Annotated in this window: 18 protein-coding genes; 14 read left to right on the top strand and 4 right to left on the bottom strand. The window is 60.9% G+C overall.

Annotated elements, in window-relative coordinates:
- The first annotated feature begins 21 nt into the window (after positions 1 to 21).
- The 10 genes from flgG to Q8O69_RS01910 all read left to right on the top strand — a co-directional run bounded on the left by flgG (position 22) and on the right by Q8O69_RS01910 (position 12,669).
- Entirely contained in the window at positions 22 to 807 is a 786-nt protein-coding gene (gene flgG / locus Q8O69_RS01955; RefSeq protein ID WP_090248273.1) for a flagellar basal-body rod protein FlgG, read from the top strand.
- 123 nt (positions 808 to 930) lie between these two features.
- Complete coding sequence (gene flgH, locus Q8O69_RS01950; protein WP_305589231.1) at positions 931 to 1,650, top strand: flagellar basal body L-ring protein FlgH; 720 nt, start codon at positions 931 to 933, stop codon at positions 1,648 to 1,650.
- A gap of 11 nt (positions 1,651 to 1,661) precedes the next feature.
- Positions 1,662 to 2,765 (top strand): flagellar basal body P-ring protein FlgI, encoded by a 1,104-nt coding sequence (locus Q8O69_RS01945; RefSeq protein ID WP_090387553.1) that lies wholly within the window; start codon positions 1,662 to 1,664, stop codon positions 2,763 to 2,765.
- A gap of 13 nt (positions 2,766 to 2,778) precedes the next feature.
- Positions 2,779 to 3,951 carry a flagellar assembly peptidoglycan hydrolase FlgJ gene (gene flgJ / locus Q8O69_RS01940; RefSeq protein ID WP_305589229.1) on the top strand — a complete coding sequence of 391 codons (1,173 nt, stop codon included), beginning with the start codon at positions 2,779 to 2,781 and terminating at the stop codon, positions 3,949 to 3,951.
- A gap of 6 nt (positions 3,952 to 3,957) precedes the next feature.
- Complete coding sequence (gene flgK / locus Q8O69_RS01935) at positions 3,958 to 5,997, top strand: flagellar hook-associated protein FlgK (protein WP_305589227.1); 2,040 nt, start codon at positions 3,958 to 3,960, stop codon at positions 5,995 to 5,997.
- 30 nt (positions 5,998 to 6,027) lie between these two features.
- Positions 6,028 to 7,707: a flagellar hook-associated protein 3 gene (locus tag Q8O69_RS01930; RefSeq protein ID WP_275961277.1), complete on the top strand. Its 1,680-nt coding sequence runs from the start codon at positions 6,028 to 6,030 to the stop codon at positions 7,705 to 7,707.
- Between the two features lie 67 nt (positions 7,708 to 7,774).
- Positions 7,775 to 10,102, top strand: a complete 2,328-nt coding sequence (locus Q8O69_RS01925) for a PEP/pyruvate-binding domain-containing protein (protein WP_305589226.1) — start codon at positions 7,775 to 7,777, stop codon at positions 10,100 to 10,102.
- A complete protein-coding gene (locus tag Q8O69_RS01920) occupies positions 10,099 to 10,701 on the top strand; it encodes a gamma-glutamyl-gamma-aminobutyrate hydrolase family protein (RefSeq protein WP_305589224.1) in 603 nt (200 codons plus the stop codon). Before Q8O69_RS01925 ends, Q8O69_RS01920 begins: the two co-directional genes overlap by 4 nt.
- Positions 10,702 to 10,708: 7 nt before the next feature.
- Positions 10,709 to 11,449 carry a phosphocholine cytidylyltransferase family protein gene (locus tag Q8O69_RS01915; RefSeq protein ID WP_305589223.1) on the top strand — a complete coding sequence of 247 codons (741 nt, stop codon included), beginning with the start codon at positions 10,709 to 10,711 and terminating at the stop codon, positions 11,447 to 11,449.
- Between the two features lie 17 nt (positions 11,450 to 11,466).
- Entirely contained in the window at positions 11,467 to 12,669 is a 1,203-nt protein-coding gene (locus Q8O69_RS01910; protein WP_305589222.1) for a bifunctional 2-polyprenyl-6-hydroxyphenol methylase/3-demethylubiquinol 3-O-methyltransferase UbiG, read from the top strand.
- A gap of 15 nt (positions 12,670 to 12,684) precedes the next feature.
- Here the strand turns inward: Q8O69_RS01910 and Q8O69_RS01905 are convergent, their stop codons facing one another.
- From Q8O69_RS01905 to Q8O69_RS01890, 4 genes are read right to left on the bottom strand one after another with little or no spacing between them, the layout of a single operon-like run.
- On the bottom strand, positions 12,685 to 13,404 hold the full coding sequence (locus tag Q8O69_RS01905; RefSeq protein ID WP_305589221.1) for a formyltransferase family protein: 720 nt from the start codon (positions 13,402 to 13,404) through the stop codon (positions 12,685 to 12,687).
- Positions 13,401 to 13,976, bottom strand: a complete 576-nt coding sequence (locus tag Q8O69_RS01900) for a hypothetical protein (RefSeq protein WP_305589220.1) — start codon at positions 13,974 to 13,976, stop codon at positions 13,401 to 13,403. The genes Q8O69_RS01905 and Q8O69_RS01900 overlap by 4 nt, the downstream gene beginning before the upstream one ends.
- Positions 13,973 to 14,494 carry an adenylyl-sulfate kinase gene (locus Q8O69_RS01895; protein WP_305589219.1) on the bottom strand — a complete coding sequence of 174 codons (522 nt, stop codon included), beginning with the start codon at positions 14,492 to 14,494 and terminating at the stop codon, positions 13,973 to 13,975. The genes Q8O69_RS01900 and Q8O69_RS01895 overlap by 4 nt, the downstream gene beginning before the upstream one ends.
- Positions 14,494 to 15,558, bottom strand: a complete 1,065-nt coding sequence (locus Q8O69_RS01890; RefSeq protein ID WP_305589218.1) for a CDP-glycerol glycerophosphotransferase family protein — start codon at positions 15,556 to 15,558, stop codon at positions 14,494 to 14,496. The genes Q8O69_RS01895 and Q8O69_RS01890 overlap by 1 nt, the downstream gene beginning before the upstream one ends.
- Before the next feature lie 128 nt (positions 15,559 to 15,686).
- Between Q8O69_RS01890 and Q8O69_RS01885 the strand changes: the two genes are divergently transcribed.
- The 4 genes from Q8O69_RS01885 to Q8O69_RS01870 all read left to right on the top strand — a co-directional run bounded on the left by Q8O69_RS01885 (position 15,687) and on the right by Q8O69_RS01870 (position 23,474).
- The gene (locus tag Q8O69_RS01885) at positions 15,687 to 16,151 is read left to right on the top strand and encodes an acyltransferase (protein WP_275961286.1); all 465 of its coding nucleotides are present in this window, start codon (positions 15,687 to 15,689) and stop codon (positions 16,149 to 16,151) included.
- A gap of 1 nt (position 16,152) precedes the next feature.
- Complete coding sequence (locus Q8O69_RS01880; RefSeq protein ID WP_305589215.1) at positions 16,153 to 17,262, top strand: DegT/DnrJ/EryC1/StrS aminotransferase family protein; 1,110 nt, start codon at positions 16,153 to 16,155, stop codon at positions 17,260 to 17,262.
- Positions 17,263 to 17,408: 146 nt separating this feature from the next.
- Complete coding sequence (locus tag Q8O69_RS01875; protein WP_275961288.1) at positions 17,409 to 17,819, top strand: FdtA/QdtA family cupin domain-containing protein; 411 nt, start codon at positions 17,409 to 17,411, stop codon at positions 17,817 to 17,819.
- Between the two features lie 72 nt (positions 17,820 to 17,891).
- The gene (locus Q8O69_RS01870; RefSeq protein ID WP_305589213.1) at positions 17,892 to 23,474 is read left to right on the top strand and encodes a glycosyltransferase; all 5,583 of its coding nucleotides are present in this window, start codon (positions 17,892 to 17,894) and stop codon (positions 23,472 to 23,474) included.
- Positions 23,475 to 23,689 lie beyond the last annotated feature (215 nt).

Genomic DNA, 23,689 nt, shown 5'->3' with positions numbered 1-23,689 from the left:
CGGCGCCCGAGGAGAATCGATATGCTTCCGGCACTGTGGGTCAGCAAGACCGGTCTGTCCGCTCAGGACATGAACCTGACCACCATTTCCAACAACCTGGCCAACGTTTCGACCACGGGCTTCAAACGTGATCGCGCCGAGTTCGAGGATCTGCTGTACCAGATCCGTCGTCAGCCTGGTGGTCAGTCCAGCCAGGACAGCCAGCTGCCGTCCGGCTTGCAACTGGGTACCGGTGTGCGGGTGGTGGGCACGCAGAAGATCTTCACTGCCGGTAGCCTGCAAACTACCGAGCAACCGCTGGATATGGCGATCAACGGCCGGGGCTTCTTCCAGGTGTTGCTGCCTGACGGCACGGTGTCCTATAGCCGCGACGGCAGCTTCCACCTCAATTCCGATGGCCAGGTGGTGACATCCAACGGTTATGCCCTGGAGCCGGCCATCGTGCTGCCCAACGAGGTACGCACCTTTACCGTGGGTGAAGACGGCACCGTGTCGGTGACTACTGCCGGCAACCCGCAGCCACAGATCGTCGGCAACCTGCAGACCGCTGACTTTATCAACCCGGCGGGTCTGGAAGCGATCGGCAACAACCTGTTTCTGGAAACCGCTTCCAGCGGCGCACCGCAGGTCGGTACGCCTGGCCTGAACGGCCTGGGCACCACGCTGCAGAACACTCTGGAAAACTCCAACGTCAGCGTGGTCGAGGAGCTGGTGAACATGATCACCACTCAGCGCGCCTATGAAATGAACTCCAAGGTCATTTCCACCGCTGACCAGATGCTCGGCTTTATTTCGCAGAATCTTTGATAGGTAGGGCCGGTTAGTCGCGCAGCGTCTGACCTGGCTTTGGATACAGCAAGGAATCGCTTGAACGGGTACTGGTGACACAGGTTGTACGCACCATCCCAGGCAACGCATGAGGTAGTAGATATGAACCGGCTGATAATCATAAGTGCACTGCTTGGCCCTCTGGCTTTGAGTGGCTGCATGGCGCCCGCGGCTAAGCCGGATGATCCCTATTACGCTCCCGTGATGCCGCGTACACCGCTGCCAGCGGCGCAGAACAATGGCTCGATCTATCAGGCCGGCTTCGAGAATGGCCTGTTCGGCGACCGTAAGGCCTACCGCGTGGGTGACATCATCACCATCACCCTGAATGAGCGCACCCAGGCCAGTAAGAACACCAATAGCAAGATCAGCAAAGACAGCTCGGCCAATCTCGGCGTGCCCAACCTGTTTGGCATGACCGTAGCTCCGAAAAACCCCTTGGCTGGCCTAAGCGCGCTGGGCATGACCAACGACACCCTGGGCCTGGATGCCAGCTTTGATGCCACCCGTTCGGCTGATGGTTCCGGCGCGGCCGGGCAGAGCAACAGCCTGACTGGCTCGATTACCGTGTCAGTCGCCGAGGTGATGCCCAACGGCATTCTGCTGGTGCGTGGGGAAAAATGGATGACCCTGAATACCGGCGATGAGCTGGTACGGATTGCCGGCCTGGTCCGGGCTGATGACATTGCCACTGACAACACGGTTTCCTCGACCCGCATCGCCGATGCGCGCATCACCTACTCGGGTACCGGCGCCTTTGCCGATGCCAGTCAGCCGGGCTGGATGAGCCGTTTCTTTCTTAGCCCAATGTGGCCGTTCTGAGGATGGCCACCATGACGCTTCCCAAGTACCTAGTAGTTGTAGCCGCCTTGCTGATGGCTTCGCTGGCTCAGGCCGAGCGGCTTAAAGACCTGGCGAGCATCCAGGGTGTACGCACTAACCAGTTGATCGGTTATGGCCTGGTAGTCGGCCTTAATGGCAGTGGCGACCAGACCACGCAGACGCCGTTCACCGTGCAGACCTTCAACAACATGATGGCGCAGTTCGGCATCAAGGTGCCGCAGGGCGGCAACGTGCAGCTGAAGAACGTGGCGGCGGTGTCGATCCATGCGGATCTGCCGGCGTTCGCCAAGCCCGGGCAGACCATCGACATCACCGTGTCCTCTATCGGTAACGCCAAGAGCCTGCGCGGTGGCAGCCTGCTGATGACGCCGCTCAAGGGGATCGATGGCAACGTCTATGCGATTGCCCAGGGCAACCTGGTGGTCGGCGGCTTTGATGCCGAAGGCGGCGATGGTTCGCGGATTACCGTCAACGTACCGTCGGCTGGGCGCATTCCTGGCGGTGCGACGGTCGAGCGGCCGGTGCCAAGCGGTTTTGATCAGGGCAATACGCTGACGCTCAACCTCAATCGTCCGGATTTCACCACTGCCAAAAATATTGTTGATCACATCAATGAGCTGCTTGGCCCAGGTGTGGCCCAGGCGGTCGACGGCGGTTCGATTCGTGTCAGTGCTCCACTTGATCCGGGTCAGCGGGTGGACTACCTGTCGATTCTGGAAAACCTCGAAGTCGAGATCGGTCAGGCCGTGGCCAAGGTCATCATCAATTCGCGTACCGGCACCATCGTTATAGGCCAGAACGTGCGCGTGCAGCCTGCCGCAGTGACCCACGGCAGCCTGACCGTAACCATCACCGAAGACCCGATTGTCAGCCAGCCGGAAGCACTGTCTGGCGGCCAGACCGCCGTGGTGCCGCGCTCGCGGGTGAATGCTGATGAAGAAGCCAAGCCGATGTTCAAGTTCGGTCCCGGGACCACGCTGGATGAAATCGTCCGCGCGGTGAATCAGGTAGGCGCTTCGCCTTCCGACCTTATGGCCATCCTGGAGGCGCTGAAACAAGCCGGCGCTCTGCAGGCTGACCTGATCGTGATTTAAGGGAGCGCACGCTATGGACTCTCGCCTATCAGCCGGTTTGCTCGGCGGCACCAGCACCGTCGACAGTGGTGCTTATAACGATCTCAATCGCCTCAACCAGTTCAAGGTCGGCGGCGACAGCGAAAAGAACATCAAGAAGGTGGCTCAGGAGTTTGAGTCGCTGTTCCTCAATGAAATGCTCAAGGCCATGCGCTCGGCCAACGAAGCGTTCGGTGAAGGCAACTTCATGAACAGCAACGAGAGCAAAACCTACCAGGACATGCACGACCAGCAGCTGTCGGTGACCCTGTCCAATCACCAGAACGGCATCGGCCTGGCCGATGTGCTGGTGCGGCAGATGTCGAAGATGAAGCAGGCGGATAGCCGGCCCAATCCATTTGCTCAGGTCAATGAGCCGGTGCCGAATGCGCCGAGCAAGCCACTGGCCAAGGTCGACAGCGCGCGTGACGACACCTCGCTGATCAACCAGCGCCGTTTGTCTCTGCCGGGCAAGCTGACTGACCGTTTGCTGGCTGGCATCGTGCCGTCGGCTACCGCCGCTGATGGCCAGCCATTGGCGCAGAACGACTGGATTCCGGCCAAGGCCTTTGCCGCACCCGCCGATACTGCGCTGGGGCTCAACGGTATGGACGCGATCACCGGTCGGCGGATTGCCCAGCCGCCACTGGCGCCGGGTAAAGCCGCGTTCGGCTCGAAGGATGAGTTTATTGCCGCCATGTTGCCGATGGCCGAGAAGGCTGCTGAGAAGATTGGCGTCGACCCGCGTTATCTGGTGGCACAGGCCGCGCTGGAAACCGGTTGGGGCAAGTCGATTATTCGCCAACAGGACGGCACCAGCAGCCACAACCTGTTCGGCATCAAGACCCACAACAGCTGGGAAGGCGACTCGGCGCGGGTGCTGACCACCGAGTTCAAGGGCGGCAAAGCGGTCAAGGAAGCGGCCTCGTTCCGCGCCTATGACTCCTTCGAACACAGCTTTAACGATTTTGTGAGCTTCCTGCAGGGCAATGGCCGCTACGAGAAAGCCCTGGCCAGCACTGACAAACCCGAGCAGTTCGCCCGTGAGTTGCAGAAAGCCGGCTACGCCACGGACCCGCAGTACGCCCGCAAGATTGCCCAGATAGCGCGGCAGATGCAGACCTATCAATCAGTCGCGGCAGTCAGTACGCCGTCCACCAACGGATGATGAAACATGGCTGACCTACTCAGTATTGGCCTCTCCGGGCTGTCGGCGAACAAGACCTCGCTGGCAGTGACTGGCCATAACATCGTCAACGTCAACACGCCGGGTTTCTCGCGTCAGGAGACGATCCAGGCCACGCGCATTCCGCAGTTCAGTGGTGCCGGCTACATCGGCTCGGGCACTACCCTGGTTGATGTGCGGCGCATCTATAACGAGTTTCTCAATACCCAGGTGCGCAGCAGTACCGCGCTCAACAGTGATACCCAGAGCTACCTGGGGCAGATCAATCAGCTCGATTCGTTGCTGGCTGGCAGCACCACGGGTATCAACCCGGGGTTGCAGAAGGTTTTTGCTGCGCTGCAAACCGCCGCCGAAGACCCGGCCAATATTCCGGCCCGGCAGCTGGCGTTGTCCGAGGCTGAGGGTTTGGCCAAGCGCTTCAATACCGTGTACGACCGCTTGTACGAACAAAACGCCTTTATCAACAAGCAGCTGTCGGCGGTGACCGATCAGATTAACCAACTGGCTACCTCGATTGCCGGCTACAACGATGCCATTGCGGTTGCCGCCTCCAACGGTCAGCAACCCAACGATCTGCTCGACGCTCGCGAAGAAGCGGTGCGCAAGCTGTCGACCTTTATCGGTGTGACGGTGGTGGCGCAGGATGACAACAGCTACAACCTGTTTGTCGGCTCGGGCCAGCCCTTGGTGGTCGGCAGCCAGGCCTCGCGCCTGGAGGTGGTGCCGGGTTTATCCGACCCGCTGCGCAGTGAGGTGCAGTTTGTCAGTGGCAACTCGCGCCAGGGCATTACCTCGCTGATTACCGGCGGCGAGATGGGCGGGCTGATCCGCTACCGTGAAGATGTGCTGGACACCACGTTGAACTCGGTCGGCCGCTTGGCACTGGCAGTCACCGATCAGGTCAACCGCCAACTGGGCCAGGGCCTGGATCTCAATGGTCAGTTTGGTAATGGCCTGTTTCGTGACCTCAATGACCCCATTCTGATTGGCCAGCGCAGCTTGGCGCGTGTCGGTAACAGCGATACCACGGCCAACCTCAATGTGCTGATTGAGGACACCACCCAGCTGACCACCAGCGACTATGAGGTGGAATTCACCAGTGCCACGGATTACACCGTACGGCGCGTCAGTGACGGCACCAGCTTTGGCCCGTTCGACATTACCGTGGTCCCGGCGGCGGAGTTTGACGGCGTCTCGCTGAACGTGGCCAGTGGCACCTTTGCCGCCGGTGACCGTTTCCGGGTGATGCCGACGCGCAATGCCGGCGAGTCCATCCGTGCGGATATGAAACGGCCGGAGGAGCTGGCCTTTGCCGCGCCGCTGAAATCGCAGACCAGCCCGGCGAATATCGGCACCGGGGTGATCAGCCAGCCGACCTTGCTGACTGAAATCGATATTTATGACCCGGTGGCTCAAGCCGATCTGGAAACCAGCCTGCGCAATGCGCCGCCGCTGCGCATTGTCATGGGTGCCGGTGGAGGAGCGACTCAGGGGTATGACGTCGTTGATATCAACGGCAACGTCATTGATACCGGGGTGATTGTGCCCGGGCAGAACAACAAGCTGACCATCACCGTGCCCGCGACTGCCGGCCCACCTGCGGTGCCGGTGCCTTTCGACTATGAAGTGACCATCAGCGGTCGGCCGCAGGGTGGCGACAATTTTTCGGTTTCCTTCAACACCAATGGGGTGTCTGATAACCGTAACGCCTTGAAGCTGATTGATCTGCAAAACCGTACGACCATTGGTATCAACCCATTGGCGCCGGCGACCACCGGTTCAAGCTTTACCGATGCTTACGGTGATCTGGTGGAGCGGGTGGGTACCCTGACCAGTCAGGCGCGGGTCGATGGCGAGGCCACTGGCGCTATTCTCAAACAGGCCACCAATAACCGCGACTCTGTTTCGGCGGTCAACCTCGATGAGGAAGCGGCCAAGCTGATTCAGTTCGAGCAGTACTACCAGGCGTCGGCACAGATCATTCAAGTTGCCCGCAGCCTGTTCGATACACTGATTAACACGTTCTGACGCGCCGTCTAGAACTTCGAGGTTAGTTTTATGGTGATGCGCATCTCTTCGATCCAGGCCTTCAATAACGGTGTCAGTGGCCTTGGGCGCAACTATGCCAACCTGATCCGCACCCAGGAGCAGATCAGCAGCGGTAACCGTATCCTCACCCCGGCCGATGATCCGGTAGCCTCGGTACGCCTGCTGCAACTTGAACAGCAGCAGGCGCTGCTGGGCCAGTACAAGGAAAACCTCACCGCAGCGAAGAACAGCCTGACCCAGGAAGAAACCACCATCAAATCGGTGGTCAACGTTCTGCAGCGCATCCGCGAACTGGCGGTGCAGGCCGGCGGCGGTGCGCTGTCAGCCGACGACCGTAAGTCGATTGCCAAGGAGCTGAGTGAGCGCGAGGGCGAACTGCTCAATCTGATGAACAGTCGTAACGCCCGTGGCGAGTACCTGTTCAGTGGCTTTCTTGGCAAAACCGAACCCTTTCTGCGTAACCCCGATGGCACCTATTCCTATCAGGGCGACGAGGGCCAGCGCAGCCTGCAGGTGGCCGGCTCAAGTAGCGTGGCGATCAACGATAACGGCAAGCGCCTGTTTGAAGATGTAAGCAATGCCAATCGGATTATCAATGCGCTTGGCGTCAATAACGCCGCCTTACCGACTCCGCCATTACCGGCCACAAACATTCCAGCGTTGCCAGCGGCAGATCAGCGGGTATTTATGTCGCCTGGTCTGGTGCAGGACAACCAGACGTTCAACAGTAGCTTTCGTGCAGGTGAGCCCTATTCGCTAGCCTTCGTCAGCGGTAAAGAGTTTCGTATCTATGACAGTGCTGGCGCTGACGTCACATCTGAGGTGCCAGGTGGTGGTTTGATTGACCCCCTCGTCAGTGGCGGCAATACCATCAACTTTCGCGGCATGCGCTTCCAGTTGGATGTGGTGTTGCAGCCTGGGGACAACGAGCTGGATCTGGACAACCTGTTGGCCGACACCGCTACGCCGGGAACTCCTGGCATCAATACCCATAGTTTCACCCTGCAGTCGGCGCCGACGGACTTTGCTGTCAACCGCTCATCCACCAACAATTCGGCTGCAATTGTTGCTCCGGCAGGTATCAGCAACCAGGCAACCTTTGACAGCCAGTTTCCGACTTCCGGGGTTGTCCTGCGCTTTACCGACGACACCAACTATGAGGTCTACTCCCAGCCGGTTGGGCCGGGTAGCCCGGTACTCGCCACCGGTACGGTGGCTGGGCCTTACCCAGCAACCTTCAGCGTGTTCGGCGCTGATTTCACGCTGTCCGCTCCAGCGGCGGTTGCCGGTGGTGACGAGTTCGGCCTGCAGCCACAGTTTCAGGAACAGCGCAGCATCCTCAACACCATTAGCCGCCTGCGCCAGGCGCTGGAGTCTTCGCCGACCTCACCGGCCGGTAACCTCGGTGTACGTAACGAGGTGGCGATTGCCTTGACTAACCTGGACAGCGGGATGGGCAAGGTGCTGGAAGTGCAGACGGAAATCGGTGCACGGATGAACCTGATCGAAACCACTGAAATCGATAACGAAGATGTCACCCTGGTCAACAAGTCGGTACAGGCCGACCTGCGCGAACTGGATTACGCCGAAGCGCTGTCACGCTTGTCATTTCAGACCATCATTCTGGAGGCTGCGCAGCAGAGTTATGTGAAGATTGCGGGGTTGAATCTGTTCAATCAGTTGCGTTGAGCCGCAGCCACTAGGCCGCTCGTCGCGGCACCAGGGCACGTTCTACTCATCAGGGATATGGCAGCGCATGACCGAACAGATTCTGGCTTTTTCTACCAAGGCGGGTTCACTCGCTCTGCTCAATGGTCGTCTGCACAGCGCCTGCGTGCTACCGCAGGTGCTCTTCAGTGTCGCGCAGTGGCGCGAGAGGGCTGACGCCTGCCTAGCCGAGGTGCTTTCGCAAGGTTGGGCCAGCATGGCGGTGCGCAGCAGCAGCTGCCGTGAGGACGGCGAACGGTCTTCGGCGGCCGGCGCGTTCGACTCTTGCCTGAACGTCGACTCCGACGGCTTGCCTGCGGCCATCGAGCAGGTGCTCGAGTCGATGGGCGGGCTGGGCGCCAGTGAGCACGATCAGGTCTTTGTTCAACCTATGGTCGGCGATGTGCGTATGGCGGGTGTCGGTTTTGGCCTTGATCCGGCCACCTTGGCGCCGTACTTCGTGATCAACTACGACGAGAGCAGTGGGCGCACCGATGCTGTGACCTCCGGGCGGTCCAACGAGCTGCGCACCTTCTATGCACATCATGCTGCCAGTGAGCTGCCGTCTTCGCTGGCGCCTGTGGTGGCGCTGTTGCGCGAATTGCAGGCGCTGTTCGGGCGGCAGGCCATGGACATCGAATTTGCCGTGGATGCGCAGGCACGGCTGTATCTACTGCAGGTGAGGCCGCTGGTGCTCGGTGCCGAACCGGCCGATGCCCAGGCGCATGGCAAGCTGGTTCGCCTGATCCATGACCGTATTGCCCAAGGCATTCGTCCACAGCCCTTTCTACATGGTGAGCGCACCGTATTCGGGGTGATGCCGGACTGGAATCCGGCCGAAATCATCGGCGTGCGACCGCGGCCGTTGGCGCTGTCGCTGTACCGCGAATTGGTCACCGACATGATCTGGGCCTACCAGCGCAACAACTATGGTTACCGCAATCTGCGCAGCTTCCCGCTGATGCTGCATTTCCATGGGCTGCCTTACATCGACGTGCGCGTCAGCTTCAACTCCTTCATCCCGCGCGACATCGACGGAGCCCTCGCCGACAAACTGGTCAATTACTACATCGAGCGCCTGTTGGCCGCGCCCAATCTGCATGACAAGGTCGAGTTCGAGATCGTCTTCTCCTGCTACACGCTGGATCTTCCGCAGCGCCTGCAGGCCCTGCAGGACGCCGGTTTTACCGAGGCCGAGTGCCGACGCCTGGGCGACAGCCTGCGCGAGTTGACCAACCGTATCGTGCACAACGAAACCGGTCTGTGGCGCACTGACCGGCAGAAGCTCGACGTGTTGCTGGCCAGGCGCGACGAGATACTCGGTGCCGATACCGATCCGGTTACACGCATCTACTGGCTGTTGGAAGACTGCCGTCGCTATGGCACGCTACCGTTCGCAGGGTTGGCGCGGGCCGGTTTCATTGCTGTGCAACTGCTGCGCTCGCTGGTCACCGTGGGCGTGCTCGACCAGAGTGAATACGATGCCTTTCTCAATGGCCTGTCCACGGTCAGCGGGCAGATGACTCAGGATCTAGCGCAGCTCGATCGCACCACCTTCCTGGCCCGCTACGGTCACCTGCGGCCGGGTACTTACGACATCCTGTCGCCGCGCTACGACGAGGCTCCCGATCTCTATTTCGATTGGCACAACCTGGCGGTCGAGACGCGTCACGACAGCACCCGTTTCGCTCTATCGTTGGCACAGATGCGCGAGATCAGTCGCCTGCTCAGCGAGCATGGGCTGTCCCACGACGTGGTGGGGCTGTTTGATTTTCTTCAGGCCGGTATCGAGTTGCGCGAATACGCCAAATTCGTGTTCACGCGCAACCTGTCCGATGCGCTGTCACTGTTCCGTGAGCTGGGCCATGACCTGGGGTTCAGCGGCGAGGACATGTCCTACGCCAACATCCAGGTGATCAAGGAGCTGCATGCTGCCAGTGCCGACCCCAGGGAGCTGATCGCCGCCAGTATCGAAGAAGGGCGCCGGCGCTACGGCGAAACCTGCCAGATCGTGCTGCCCCCGCTGATCACCAGCGCCGAGGACGCTTTCTGTTTCCACCTGCCGCAGGCCGAGCCGAACTTCATCACCCAGCGTCAGGTGACCGGCGCGGTGATGGACTACCACCAGCGCGATCAGCTGCAGGGCGCTATCGTCATGATCCCCAGCGCCGACCCTGGGTTCGATTGGATCTTCTCCCACTCTATCGCCGGCTTTATTACCGCCTATGGCGGCACCAATTCGCATATGGCCATCCGCGCCAACGAACTCGGTCTGCCGGCCGTGATCGGGGCAGGAGAGGTGCTCTACCGCAAGTGGGCTGCGGCGCAGATGCTCAACATCGACTGCGCCAACCGGCGCGTCGAGGTGTTGCGGTGAGGGTGGTGCTGGTCAGCCAGCGCGTAGATGTGCTGGCCGACCGGGGCGAGCGTCGTGATGCGCTGGATCAGCGCTTGCCGGACTGGTTGGCGAGCCATGGACTGTTACCGGTGCCGGTGCCCAATCGCCCTGAACGAGTGGATGCCTTGTGGACGCAGCTGAAGCCCTGCGCGGTGGTGCTCAGCGGCGGCAACGATCTTGCCGAGTACGGTGGCGATGCCCCGGAGCGTGACGCTGTCGAACGTGCGCTGTTGGCGCGGGCCATGGCCGAGCAGGTGCCGCTGTTTGCCCTGTGCCGTGGCGCGCAACTGCTGCTCGATGCCTTCGGCAATCGACTGGAGCGGGTGGCCGGGCATGTCGGTACGCGTCACCGTCTGGTGATCGACGGGCGTGAGGCCGAGGTCAACAGCTACCACCAATGGGGGTGCCGCTCGCTGGTGGCGCCCCTTGAAGTCCTGGCACGCAGTGAAGATGGCGTGATCGAGGCCTTCTTTCACCCGCAACTGCCGTTGCTGGGCGTGATGTGGCACCCCGAGCGGGAAGCGCCCTTCGCCGAGCTGGACGGCCTGCTCCTGAATCGCTGTCTGAACAAGGAATGAACGTTACATGACACGAGCCATCATCCTTGCCGCCGGGCGCGGCAGTCGCATGGGCGAGCTAACCGCCGAGCAGCCTAAGTGTTTCGCCCGCCTGCACGGTCGCCGCCTGCTGGACTGGCAGCTGGGCGCGCTGCGTGGCGCTGGAATCGAGCGCCTGGGCCTGGTGCGGGGCTATCGCGGCGAATGCTTCGACGAGCCGTTAACCTATTTCGAGAACCCGCGCTGGCAACAGAGCAATATGGTGCGCACGCTGCTGGCCGCCGACGCTTGGCTGGCAACGGAGGCGTGCATCGTTAGTTACAGCGACATCTTCTACAGTGCCGCCACCGTGGCCGCGCTGAGCCGGGTCGAGGCGGACCTGGCGATTGCCTACGACCCGCACTGGTATGCGCTGTGGTCGCAGCGTTTCGCGGATCCGCTGGCCGATGCTGAGAGTTTTCGTCTGGATGCCAATGGCAATCTGGCGACTATTGGCGAGCGCTGCCAAAGCGCCGCCGAGATCGAGGGGCAGTACATGGGCCTGCTCAAGTTCACTCCGGGCGGCTGGACACAGGTGCGTGAGTTGCTGCAGCGACTCGGTGACGACGCGGTGGATCGCCTGGACATGACCAGCCTGCTGCGGCTGCTGTTGCAGGCCGGTATGCCGATTGCCGTGTCGCCGGTGCAAGGGCCGTGGGGGGAGGTGGACGCCGCCGACGACCTGGCGCTCTATCATCGGATTATGCCTCTCGCTGCAATTGCCCCCTGAGTTCTGGAGCTGCCTTCATGCCACTATGTTTCCCCATCGACACGGTGTTGGCCATTCTCAAGCGTTTTCCCCGTCCTGCCGATCCTCTGGAGCAGCAGGCGCTGGAGCGCTTGAGGACGATGGAGGCGCAGGAAGCCGACTCGCTCTGGGAACAGCTGTGCCTGAGAGTGCTGCTCAACCCTGTGTACCTAGAGGCGCTCTGGCCTGACGCCTGTGTGCAGCATCCGGAAATGCGCCAGCTCCTGCAACGCTTGCAGGAACGGCTTTGGGTGCCGGATGTCCGCGTGCAGACGGAGAACGACAGTGCTCAGTGGGTGCTGGAGCAGGGGGATGCCGAGCAGCACGACACCCTGATGCACCGCCTACTTGCTTACCTCAGAAGCGGCAACCCGAACGCCGGTACCCCCTTTGCCTTCCTGGCGCGCTACTACACCTGGCGTGACCTATTGGTGACGCAACTGGTTGCGCCCGAGCGCATCGATCTGGTTGATCGCGTTTTCGCTTTGCTGGATATGCAGAACAAGCAGTGGGGTAAGCCCTACTGCGGCGGATACGCCTACCAGGGCTATGCCCGAATCGGCATCGCCGGCGTCAAACCGACCGAGGAGCGCCTGGACGGCTACGCTTTTATGCCCTGGCTGAACGAGGGAATGAGCGTGCTGGAGATCGGCTGTAACAACGGTTTTATGGCCATCGAACTGGCCAGCCGGGCGGGTCTCGTCGACGCGGTGGAATACAACCCCTTTCTCGTCGAGATCGGCCGTATCACCGCTGAAGCGCTGGGCCAGCACAATGTGAATTTCCAGGTCGCAGATTTCAGCAGCTGGAGGCCGAACCGGCGCTATGACGTGGTTCTCTCGTTCGCTAACCACTGCACCATCGACGGAAACCTGGCCGTCGAGTTCGAGAACTTCGTGGCCAAACTCTGGTGTTTGACGCAGGACGATGGCTGGCTGCTGTTCGAGAGTCACAATGTGTTCGGCGCAGGCACTGGCGCGGCAGGCGACGACGGTGACCTGGACCGCAAGTTCGACATCATGGAGCGTTACTTCGAGCTGCAGGACTCCAAGATGACGCGGGCATTCGTGCCCAGTCAGGACATCGACAAGTTGTTTGTCGTTCTGCGTCGGCGTCCAGAGGTGCTCCCTTGCGTTCAGCGCTGCATGAACCTCCCGCAAGCTCGCCAGCGATACAGCTATCAGGGCGAGCCGTTCGCCTGAACCGGTCAGGCAGGTTCAGGCCTCGGGCAGGCTCAGCAGCGCCAGGTGCTTGAGCACCGGATGGATGACGTAATAGGTGTTGCCCTGTTCGGCATCTTGCTGCAGTACCACCGCCAACTCGCCGCTGGCCTGATAGCCACGCAGCACCTCCAGTAGCAGGTCGGCGCGGATCGCCGTGTCGTAGCGGCGGTCGATGTCGGTGCCCAGCGGCGGCGCCGGATAGCGCTTGCGGGCGAGTACCGGGCCGGTGTCGATGTGGGTGTCGAGCAGGATGGCGCTGGCGGCGCAAGTACCTTCCTCCAGCAGGCTGTAGTAGACGGTCGTGCTGCCACGGTATTCGGGTAGCCAGCCGCTGTGTACGTGCAGCAGCGGTATGCCCAGCTCGATCAGTGGCGGCTTGACGATCTGCCCGCCATAGCCAGAGAAGATCACCAGGCGCGGCGCCCGTTCACGCACGGCTTCGATGACCTGCTGAGCGTTGATGTCACGCGTTTCCAGATAAGTGACCGGTACAGCGCAGTCGGCCAGGGTGCGGCTGAGGGGGATACCCAGATCCGGCAGCAGAACCCCCATCAGCTCGCGAGCCGGCTCGCTCGGTGCCGTGCAGGCTTGCGCCGCATCGCCGAGCAGCAACGCATGGGACGGCATCAGCCCGTGGGCGGCCAGGGTCTGCACGTAGGCCTGGCTGCGTGCGCTGTGTGCCGCGATCAGCAGAACGTCGTCGAGGTGGGTCATGGGGCGATCTCCACGTTGGCCTGCGCCGCAATACGAGTGACCCAGTCCTGCTCGGCGGCGATCAGCCAGGCGAGTTGAGCGCCCTGGGCCGGGGTCAGGCGCGGCTGGATCGAAATCAGGCTATCGATGACCTTGAGCAGGCCATTAAGAAAGGGCAGGGCGCCAGGCTGTTTGGCCTGATGTAGGCACAGTGCGGCGAATTGCAGGTAGAGATTCAGGTCATCATAGCCGCTGTCGGCGACGGCCTTGAAATCGCTATCGTAGCGACGATGCAGGCGCTTGCTGACTTCGAAGCGCTGTAGCAGGCGTTCGGCCAGACGCCGCTTGCCGGGCGCATCCGCGGCCGCATGCAGCAGCTCGGCCAGCAGCTCGGCTGTATCCTGAGTGTTTTCGCCGTGTTTGGGCGCTACCGGTAACGGTACCAGGCGCGCTGACGGTAACTCCTCCAGTGCTGCCTGACGGCTCGCGCGCCAGGCCGGGAAGAAGGCCGCGCCGTGGTACTGGCTGTAGAAGTAGGTGTTGCGTTCTTCGAGCCGATCACCCTGGCTATAGGGGTAGTCGATATCGCTCATGCCACCGATACCTGTGCCCGCTGGAGGATGTCACGTGCCAGTTCGGCGATGTCGGCCGGATGGCTGGTATCGATTTCCAGATCGGCTGCGGTGGGGGGCGGGAAGGGAATGTCCACGCCCACCATGTCGCTCATCTCGCCGGCCAGCGCCTTGCGGTAGAGCCCCTTGGTGTCGCGTTCGACCAGCGTCTGCATGGGTGGATTGAGGTAGACCTCGTAGTAGTGGCGAAAACGCGTATGGTTCAGCTCGCGCAGATCCGGAAAGACCGACAGGATGCTGCACACCACATTGATTTCCTGCGCATCGAGCCAGGCGCACAGTTCGAAGATGCGCTCGGCGTTGAGGCGTCGCCCAGCCAGGCTGTAGTCCGCAGCCTGGGTGTCCTGGCGGAAGATGCGCCGAACTTCGTCGCCATCCACCAGCAGGGTATTGGGCGTCTGCAGCTTCCATTGGCGGGTTATTTCGCGTCCGAGCGTGGTCTTGCCCGAACCGGACAGGCCGATCAGCCAGATGACCATCAGCCTCTCCCTGCCAGGGAACGGGCGCTGTTGGCGATTGCCAGGGCGGCGACCTGGCCGGCATAACCGTAGAATGGCGCGAAGTAGTACTGGCTGAGGGTCTTGCGGATCGGCCGCTGGGCCTCCCACAGGCTGGCATCCTCCAGCAACTCTTCGAGACGGCCGCTGTGCTGGGCGCCAAGGTGCGGCAGGTACTTGCGCAGCCAGATGTCCGAAGAGTCCTCACCCATCAACGGGTCGGCCTCGGCATTGGGCAGGTCGAGCAGCAGCACGTTGCGATCAGTGTAGATGCCGCCGAAGGCAGAGCCGCCGTAGTCGCACAGCAGGAAGTCGGCAAGCTGGAACAGTTCGACGTTGTCGATGTGTTCGCGGATCACGCAGGCAAAGCGCTCCAGCTCGCGCATACGCGCTGGTTCTTCGGTGATGGTGATCGGGTGTGGTTTGACGATCACGTTGTAGCGCGCCTGTAGACGTGCGACGGCAGCGGCGAACAGGTCTATCGAACTCAGCGTGCTCCATGTTGGCAGCCACACCACGGTCTGGCGGCCGGGGTCGAGCTGCAGTTCGGTCAGCCGCGCAGGGCAATCCAGCGGCTGATTGAAGAAACGATCGAAGCGCGGGTAGCCCATCTGAATCTTCAGCGTGTCGTGGCAGAACTCCAGATGCTCGGCCTGATAGGGCCCGAAACAGAGGATGCTGTCGTACACCTGGTTCCAGGGCTGGAAGTTCCAGCCGGCCTTGCCGTTGGCGTACATGAACCTTAGGTTGTAACGGCCAATGGACTTGGGCAGGTAGGGCGAGTCGGGGCCACGCAGGTAATGCTGTGGGAAGTTTGACACCAAGGTGGTGTAGCGTTCTTTGTTGGCGAGCATTTCGCGAGCGTCGCGCCACGGTAGCCGGTGCTGCTGGCAACCGGCGACCACTGCGTCGATGTCCTGCTGCGTCTTGCCGGTGATGGCGATCTCCACACTGCCTGCCGGCAGATGCTGCCAGACCGCGTGATAGTGATTGAACATCTCAGGGTTGTGAATCAGGAAACCGAAGCGTTCGAATTCTCTAGCCATGCCGTCCAGTCCTGGCGATTACCGATGCGCCATGTTACTGGAAATTAACCGGTGGTTGAGACGCTTCTTCCGTGACGCCTTAGGCTAGGCTTGCTACGCTCGAAACTTCTCCCAAAGGCAGTCCATACATGGCATCGATTCATCCGTCCGCGGACGTCAAAAGCCAATCGATCGGCGAGGGCACCTCTGTCTGGCAGTTCGTGGTGATCCTCGCGCAGGCGAGCATCGGCCGCGACTGCAACATCAACGCCCACTGTTTTATCGAGAACGATGTGATGCTTGGTGATCGGGTTACGGTGAAATGCGGCGTGTACCTGTGGGATGGTCTGCGTGTTGGCGACGATGTCTTCATCGGCCCCAATGCCACCTTCACCAACGACCGACTGCCGCGCTCCAAACAATACCCCGAAAGCTTCTCGCAGACCGTGATCGAGCGCGGGGCCTCCATTGGCGCCGCGGCGGTCATCCTGCCCGGCCTGACCATCGGCGCTGGTGCAATGGTCGGCGCCGGCGCGGTGGTGACCCGCGACGTTCCCCCGCGCGCGCTAGTGGTTGGCAACCCTGCACGTATCGTGCGTTACCTGGATGAGTGACATGTTTCCTTTTCTTGATCTGGCCGGGATCAACCGGCGCGATGAAGCGGCATTGACCGAGGCGTTTCAGCGGGTGTTGCGCTCCGGCTGGTATGTGCTCGGCGCCGAGGTCGCCGCATTCGAGGCCGAGTACGCGGCTGCCTGCGGGGTGACGCATGCCATCGGCGTGGGTAACGGCTTGGATGCACTGACCCTGATCCTGCGGGGCTATCGGCAGCTGGGGCGTCTGGTGGAGGGTGACGAGGTGATCCTGCCTGACAACAGCTTCATCGCCACTGCGCTGGCTGTCAGCGAAGCTGGGCTCACTCCGGTGTTGGTGGAGCCCCATGTGGACACGTTCAATATTGATCCAGCCGCTGTGGAGGCCGCCATTAGTCCGCGCACACGTGCGGTCATCGCCGTACATCTATACGGGCGCCTGGCCGACATGCAGCGCCTACGCGCGATAGCCGACCAGCATGGTCTGTTACTGATTGAGGATGCGGCTCAGGCACATGGTGCGGTAGACGCCCAAGGGCGGGCGGCTGGCGCTCTCGGCGATGCGGCGGGCTTCAGCTTCTTTCCGGTGAAGAACCTCGGCGCGCTTGGCGATGCCGGTGCATTGACCACCGGCAACGATGCGCTGGCTGAACAGGTGCGTAAGCTGCGCAACTACGGCTCCAGTCGCAAGTACGTGCACGAATTGCAGGGCGTCAACTCGCGTCTGGACGAGTTGCAGGCCGCGCTGTTGCGGGTGAAGTTGGTGCGCCTGGCAGACGATGCCCTGGCGCGACGTGACCTGGCAGCGCGTTACCTGGCTGGGATCGACAATCCACACCTGCATTTGCCTCAGGCTCCGCAGGTGCCCGGCAGCCATGTCTGGCACCAGTTCGTCCTGCGTTGCGAACAGCGAGAGGCCTTACAGGCTCATCTCGAACGCAATGGCGTGCCGAGTCTGATCCACTATCCAATCCCCATCCATCGCCAGGCGGCGTACGCCGAGTTCGCCGATCTGGATCTGCCACTCTCGCGATGCCTGGCTGGCGAGGTGCTCAGCTTGCCGCTATATCCGGGGATGGCGGACGAGTGGGTCGAGCAGACCATCGAGGCATGCAACGCTTTCAGCGTCTGAAGAGAAGGTGGTTCGAGTTTTGCTTCGGAGCTACAACACCCTATCAATCATGTTTTCTTGACGCAGTAACTGCATGGGGCTCGGTTACCTGGGTGTGATCGAGAGGCAGCTAGGAATGGGTTTCACCAGCGTATTTGGAGCGCTCTATGTCTCTTCAGCACTGCAAGATCATCGACCTGCCGATCATTGAGGATCGGCGCGGTAATCTCACCTTCATCGAGGGTGGGCGGCACATTCCCTTCGACATCCAGCGCGTGTACTACCTCTATGATGTCCCCGGTGGCTCTCACCGCGGCGGCCATGCGCACAAGGGGCTGCATCAGTTGTTGATCGCCATGTCGGGCAGTTTCGACATTCTGCTGGACGATGGGCGAACCAAGTTTAAGTACCACCTCAATCGTTCCTATTACGGGCTCTATATTCCGCCAATGATCTGGCGCGAGATCGACAACTTCTCCAGTGGTTCGGTGTGCATGGTGCTGGCGTCCGAGCACTACAGCGAAGACGACTACTTCCGCGACTACGACCAGTTCTCCCTGGCGGCCAACGGCAAGTAAGCCTTCGCCGTCGCATGCCGTCGCCATGGTCCGGCTGGCCGGTTTTTACTTTTTTTGATCGGAGTTTTCTGCATGCCCCAGGGAAGTCATCTGTCAGACGCAGTGGTCAGCGCCAGGGTCGTTCCTGCTAGGAGCGCCAAGGGTTGTGCCGATCTGGCCGAGCTGGCTGCTGCCGAGAGCTGGTCGCCAGCGCCGCTGGAGATGGTGGGGTTCTCCCTGCCTGAGAGCGTGCGCCAGGCTCGGCAACGCATGCTGGCGCAGTACCGCGGGCGTTTTCATGACGTGCGCCTAGTCGCTGGCATGGCCGGTATTGGCGACATCGCCCATGGCGAGTATGTCTGCGATGGTGTCTACGACAACCTCGGGCGGTTGAATAACGCCTGGTACGAAAAGCACGGGTTGCGTCTCGATGACAGCGGTGCCTGCGAATTCTTCAGTGGTAAGGGCGAGCCGTTGCAGGTGGCCAGTGCCATCAGCTTCTTCGGCTGGGAAAACGGTAACTATGCGCACTGGCTGAGCGAGAAACTCGGGCGTTTCTACTGGATCGAACAGGCCGACCTGCCGCAGGACACCGTTGTACTGGTCGAGGCCGGCTTGCCTGCCTCTATCATGGACGCTCTGGCCTTGTTCTGGCCGCGCGAGCGTACGGTCTGTGTACAGCCGGGGCGCGCCTGTCAGGTGGACGTGCTGCACCATTTCTCCGACACCGCCGATATCTGGGAGCCGCGTGCAGGCTACGTCTATCGCGGTGACGAATATCATCTCTATCCGCCGGCCATCGCCTGGATGGCCAGCCGGGTCAGGACCCGTTGTTCTGCGCTCGATGGCCGGGACAGGGCCTATCTGATCCGACCGCCGGGCGGTAACGGCCGCACCATCGTCAATCAACAGGAGCTGATCCGCCAGCTCAATGGCGAAGGCTTCCAGGCCTTTCAGCCGGAGGTGCGCGATTTCGCCTCGCAAGTGCGCGCGCTTGCGGGCTGCGAACTGGCGATTCTGGGCTCTGGTGCGGCGGCCGCCAACCTTCTATGGATGCCCCGGGGCGGCACGCTGGTTATGCTGATCCAGGACAACCCGCAGATGTGGTACTGGTTCTTCCACGCCCTGGCCGCTGCCGTGGGGGTGCGTCTGGTCTATCACCCAGTCAAGGGATTGCCTGGCACCCACAGCGTCGTCTACCACTGGAACGTGGAAATCCCCATCGAGGCACTGCGCCAATGGCTGGCTCAGGATGCGCAGCGCGCCAGCCAGGGGCTGCCGGAGCAGCCGCTGGGCGTCGCGACTCTGCAGGGGGAACTCGCAGGGCGGCGCCGTAGAACGTTGCCCGAACCGCTGCCTGCCGAGCCGCAGGAAGAGGGCGTCGACGTCACCGTAGCGGTGATGTCCTACAACAACGCCGAATTCCTGGCCCAGACCATCGATTCGATCCTGGCCCAGGAGGGTGTGCGGCTTGAGGTAGTGGTCTACGACGACTGCTCGAAAGATGACAGCCTGGACGTGCTGAAACGTTATGCCGGCGAGCCGCGCCTGCATTTCGAAGTCAACGCCCAGAACCTCGGCATGACCGGTAACTACAACAAATGCGTGGCGGCTGGACGCGGGCGTTATGTGGTGGTGCTGGGTTCCGATGACGTGCTCTACCCAGGTCACCTTGCCTCACTGGTCGAAGCCATGGATGCCAGTCCGCAGGCTGCGCTGGGCTATACCCAGTGCTACTGGATCGACGAGAAGGGCGTGCGACAGCAGTACGCGGACCACCCGGGGCATCGGCGCGCATCGTATTGCGGTGGGCGCGACGAAGTGATTGATCTGCTGTGCTTCGACAACTACATCACGCCTTCTGCCGCCATGTTGCGCCGTAGCTCGCTGCACCTCGTCGCACTGCCAGAAGGTGGCATCCACCGCCACGACATGCTCGCCGGCGACTGGGAGCTGTGGATTCGCCTGGCTCACGTGGCACCCGACTTCGTCTTCCTGCGCCAGCCCAGCGTCGGCTACCGAGTACATGGCGGGCAGATCTCCAAGAGCTTCTATGGCAGCGACCGACCGCTGCGTGAGCACACCGAAATTCTCGAGCTGTGCTTGGATGACGCGGCGACCCGCGTGCGCATGCGGGACGCCGCGCAACCTATCTGGCAACTCTATCGTCAGCGTATCGAGGCCTACTCGGCGGAGGTCAGGGCGCCGCTGCAAGCGCGCATTGATGCCATACGCCGCGCGCTGCTGGAGCAGAGTGCCGATGATTCGGTCGCACAGTGTTTGTTTTCCATAATTCTCACCACCTACAACCGTCCCGATCTGCTGAAGGATGCTCTGGCAAGCGTTGGCACCCAGACGCTGCGCGATTTTGAAGTCATCCTGATCAACGATAATGGGGAGCCGGTTGAGCACCTGCTGGCGGTCTACGACTTCCCCATCACCTATATCCGTCAGGGGCGCAATCAGGGCCTGTCGGCCGCGCGTAACGCCGGTCTCAAGCAGGCGCGCGGACGCTATGTCGTCTATCTCGACGACGACGATATATACCTACCCAATCACCTGGTCGTGCTGGCTGAGGCCTTCGAACAGCATCCGGGCAGCGTTATCTATACCGGCGTCGAGTACGTTAACGAAAAGCTGGAGAACGGCCAGCGCATCGAGCTAGGCCGTGGCCAGCCGTTCAAGCACGAGGTGTTTGATCGCGACCGTCTGTTTACGCAGAACTACATCCCGGTCAATACCTGGGCGCACCCGCGCAGCATGCTAGGTGAAGTCGGCGAATTTGATACTGGGCTGGCTGCGTTCGAAGACTGGGACATGCTCCTTCGTCTGGCCACGCGCTACCCCTTTGTCCATGTGCCGGTTGTGACCAGTGAAGTTCATACGCGCGAGCAGAGTACCAGTGACGATCACATGCTGGGCCGAGAGCGGAAGAACTTCCCGGCGCTTTATCAACTGCTGTATCAGCGTTACCCCGGTTCTGACAGTGAGGTATTGACGCGTGAACGTGGGGATATGCTGCAGCGCTTGGGTATCTCGGTAGACAGAGGTACTGATGTTCCCACCCTGCAGCGTTGGCTGGCGGAGCGCCTGCCAACCAAGACGGAAAACCGCTTAATTAATCAGTACCTGCAAGAACATGACGGCGGACCGCTGATCGGCATCATCGTGCTCGATCTGGATGGGCAATCAGCGCCGTTGATGCAAACCCTGAAGAGCCTGATCGGCGAGCGCTGCCTGTATGCCACCCTGAAGATCGTGGTGCTGACCAGTAGCGCTGATGTACCGAAGACCTCTGCGGGGGATAAGTTGCACTTCGTTCGATTGAGCGACGCAAGCCTGGCAGCACAGATTAACCACGTAGTGAGCGAAAGCGATTTCTCCTGGTTCATGTTGGCCCGCGCCGGCGATGAGTTCACCCCGAGTGGCCTGATGATCGCAGGGCTGGAGCTGGCGGCAAATCCGGAGTGCCGTGCAATTTATGGTGACCAGTTGCAGCGCTTGCCTGATGGCAGCCTGGGCGGGGCATTTCTGCCGAGCTTCAACCTGGATCTGCTGCTTAGCTTCCCACTGGTCATGGCGCGGCACTGGTTGTTCCGGCGTGATGTGTTTCTGGCTGTCGGTGGTTTTGATGCGCAGTTTGCCGAAGCCCTGGAGTTCGACCTGCTCACCCGGCTGATTGAGGCACAGGGTCTGCTTGGGCTTGGGCATGTTGATGAGCCACTGCTGATCACCGATGCGCCTGCGCTGCGGGATAACCCAGATGAGCGGCGAGTGATTGAGCGTCATCTGGCCCAGCGCGGTTATCAGGCGCGGGTTATTCCAGGGCTACCTGCACGTTACCGCATCGATTACGGCCATTCGAATACCCCGCTGGTATCGATCATCATCGCGATTGACGCCTCTTTGGCCTGTCTGCAGCGCTGTCTGGAGAGTCTGCTCGAGAAAACCCGTTACGCACATTACGAGATTCTGTTCGGTGCCCACGATGCACTGGATGCGGATACTCAAGTGTGGTTGCAGGGTATTGCCGGTCTGGCTGATGCCCGGCTCAGGGTTGTCTCGGCGGGCGATATCGTCCAGGCCCAGAACCAGGCAGCCATGGCCGCTCAAGGTGAATACCTGCTGCTGCTGTCTGCTGAGTCGGTGGCGGTGAGTGAAGCCTGGCTGGACGAGCTGCTCAATCATGCGCAACGCCCTGAAGTCGGTGTTGTTGGCGGCAAACTGTTGAGCGGCGATGGACGTATTGATCAAGCCGGCTTACTGCTCGGGTTGCGGGGGCCTGCTGGCCGGGCATTCGCCGGTGAGGCAATGGACAGTGCGGGCTATCTGCAACGCCTGCAGGTCGACCAGAACTACAGCGCCGTGAGTGATGCCTGTCTGATGGTGCGCGCTGAGATCTTTCGTCAGCTCGGCGGGCTGGATACCACGCTGAATGCTTACCGCGATGTCGATTTCTGTCTGCGGGTACGTGCTGCGGGCTACCTGACCGTATGGGCTGCCCATGCAGTGCTGATGCATGAACATGTATATCGAGAACCCGATGTGGCCGAGCAGGACGCTCTCTATGAGCGTCACCTGGCCGACATTGCGCGTGACCCTGCCTATAACCGTAATCTGGCGTTGAGTGGTCGCGGTTTTGATCTGGAAGTCGACTCTGGTCTGACCTGGAGTCCACTGAGCTGGCGCCCGCTGCCAGTGGTACTAGCGCATCCGGCGGACCCCTTTGGTTGTGGTAACTACCGTGTGATCAAACCGTTCTCGGCGCTTAAAGAGAGTGGTATGGCTGATGGCATGATGTCTATCGGGCTGTTGCAGGTGCCGGACCTGGAGCGCCTTGACCCGGACGTGATCGTGCTGCAGCGCCAGATTGGTGACGAGCGCCTGGACGCCATGCGCCGCATCAAGAAATTCTCGCGGGCATTCACCATTTATGAGCTGGATGATTACCTGCCCAACCTGCCGCTCAAGAGTGTGCATCGTCCGCAGATGCCGAAGGACATACTCAAGTCGCTGCGTAAGGGGCTGAGCTTTGTTGATCGCTTCACGGTATCCACTGCGCCGTTGGCTGAGGCCTTTGCCGGGTTGCATGGCGACATTCGGGTGGTTGAGAACCGCTTGCCGGTGGATTGGTGGAGCGGCCTGTCATCCATGCGGCGGCGAGGAAGGAAGCCTCGCGTCGGTTGGGCGGGTGGCGTTAGCCACACCGGTGATCTGGAACTGATCACTGATGTGGTCAAGGAGCTGGCAGGTGAGGTCGAGTGGGTGTTTATGGGCATGTGTCCGGAGGTAATCCGTCCTTACGTGCATGAGATGCATGTGGGCGTTGCAATTGATCTGTACCCGGCCGCATTGGCCAGCCTGGATCTGGACCTTGCTTTGGCTCCGGTCGAGCAGAATCTGTTCAATGAATGCAAAAGCAACTTGCGTCTTCTTGAATACGGCGCTTGTGGCTTCCCGGTTATCTGCAGTGATCTGGTGTGTTACCAGGGGGCGTTGCCGGTAACCCGGGTGAAAAATCGCTTCAAGGACTGGGTCGACGCAATTCGCATGCACATCAGTGATCTGGACGCGAGCGCCAGGATGGGTGATGAACTGCGCCGGCAGGTGCAGCACGGCTGGATGCTCGACGGGGAAAATCTTGAGGTGTGGAGAGCCTCATGGTCGCCTGATTGATGCCGACAAAGTGCTAGCGAGGGTTTAGGCTGAAGGAATGGGCTGTTTTTGTATGTGAAGAACTCGGTATTTGCCGTCGGGATGTCGGCAGATACCAAGTTTTTCTCGGCTTTGCTGCTTAAGTAATTGTTCTGTTTGTGGAAAAAAAAATAGAACGAGTTGCTAAAGCTGCTCCTAAGGCCGCCGATATAAAGATCGAATGCGAACTTTATGGG

The organism is Pseudomonas sp., from assembly GCF_030690725.1.
In the GTDB taxonomy this organism is placed as follows: Bacteria; Pseudomonadota; Gammaproteobacteria; order Pseudomonadales; family Pseudomonadaceae; genus Aquipseudomonas.
This window is presented reverse-complemented; position numbering and strand designations above follow the sequence as displayed.

What these genes read in the sequence shown, in the direction of transcription:
- Q8O69_RS01945 (WP_090387553.1), top strand. Translation starts at nt 1,662, where the DNA reads ATGACGCTTCCCAAGTACCTAGTAGTTGTAGCCGCCTTGCTGATGGCT.
- Q8O69_RS01885 (WP_275961286.1), top strand. Translation starts at nt 15,687, where the DNA reads ATGGCATCGATTCATCCGTCCGCGGACGTCAAAAGCCAATCGATCGGC.
- Q8O69_RS01895 (WP_305589219.1), bottom strand. Translation starts at nt 14,494, where the DNA reads ATGGTCATCTGGCTGATCGGCCTGTCCGGTTCGGGCAAGACCACGCTC.
- Q8O69_RS01890 (WP_305589218.1), bottom strand. Translation starts at nt 15,558, where the DNA reads ATGGCTAGAGAATTCGAACGCTTCGGTTTCCTGATTCACAACCCTGAG.
- flgG (WP_090248273.1), top strand. Translation starts at nt 22, where the DNA reads ATGCTTCCGGCACTGTGGGTCAGCAAGACCGGTCTGTCCGCTCAGGAC.
- Q8O69_RS01900 (WP_305589220.1), bottom strand. Translation starts at nt 13,976, where the DNA reads ATGAGCGATATCGACTACCCCTATAGCCAGGGTGATCGGCTCGAAGAA.
- Q8O69_RS01925 (WP_305589226.1), top strand. Translation starts at nt 7,775, where the DNA reads ATGACCGAACAGATTCTGGCTTTTTCTACCAAGGCGGGTTCACTCGCT.
- flgJ (WP_305589229.1), top strand. Translation starts at nt 2,779, where the DNA reads ATGGACTCTCGCCTATCAGCCGGTTTGCTCGGCGGCACCAGCACCGTC.
- Q8O69_RS01875 (WP_275961288.1), top strand. Translation starts at nt 17,409, where the DNA reads ATGTCTCTTCAGCACTGCAAGATCATCGACCTGCCGATCATTGAGGAT.
- flgH (WP_305589231.1), top strand. Translation starts at nt 931, where the DNA reads ATGAACCGGCTGATAATCATAAGTGCACTGCTTGGCCCTCTGGCTTTG.
- Q8O69_RS01910 (WP_305589222.1), top strand. Translation starts at nt 11,467, where the DNA reads ATGCCACTATGTTTCCCCATCGACACGGTGTTGGCCATTCTCAAGCGT.
- flgK (WP_305589227.1), top strand. Translation starts at nt 3,958, where the DNA reads ATGGCTGACCTACTCAGTATTGGCCTCTCCGGGCTGTCGGCGAACAAG.
- Q8O69_RS01930 (WP_275961277.1), top strand. Translation starts at nt 6,028, where the DNA reads ATGGTGATGCGCATCTCTTCGATCCAGGCCTTCAATAACGGTGTCAGT.
- Q8O69_RS01905 (WP_305589221.1), bottom strand. Translation starts at nt 13,404, where the DNA reads ATGACCCACCTCGACGACGTTCTGCTGATCGCGGCACACAGCGCACGC.
- Q8O69_RS01880 (WP_305589215.1), top strand. Translation starts at nt 16,153, where the DNA reads ATGTTTCCTTTTCTTGATCTGGCCGGGATCAACCGGCGCGATGAAGCG.
- Q8O69_RS01870 (WP_305589213.1), top strand. Translation starts at nt 17,892, where the DNA reads ATGCCCCAGGGAAGTCATCTGTCAGACGCAGTGGTCAGCGCCAGGGTC.
- Q8O69_RS01915 (WP_305589223.1), top strand. Translation starts at nt 10,709, where the DNA reads ATGACACGAGCCATCATCCTTGCCGCCGGGCGCGGCAGTCGCATGGGC.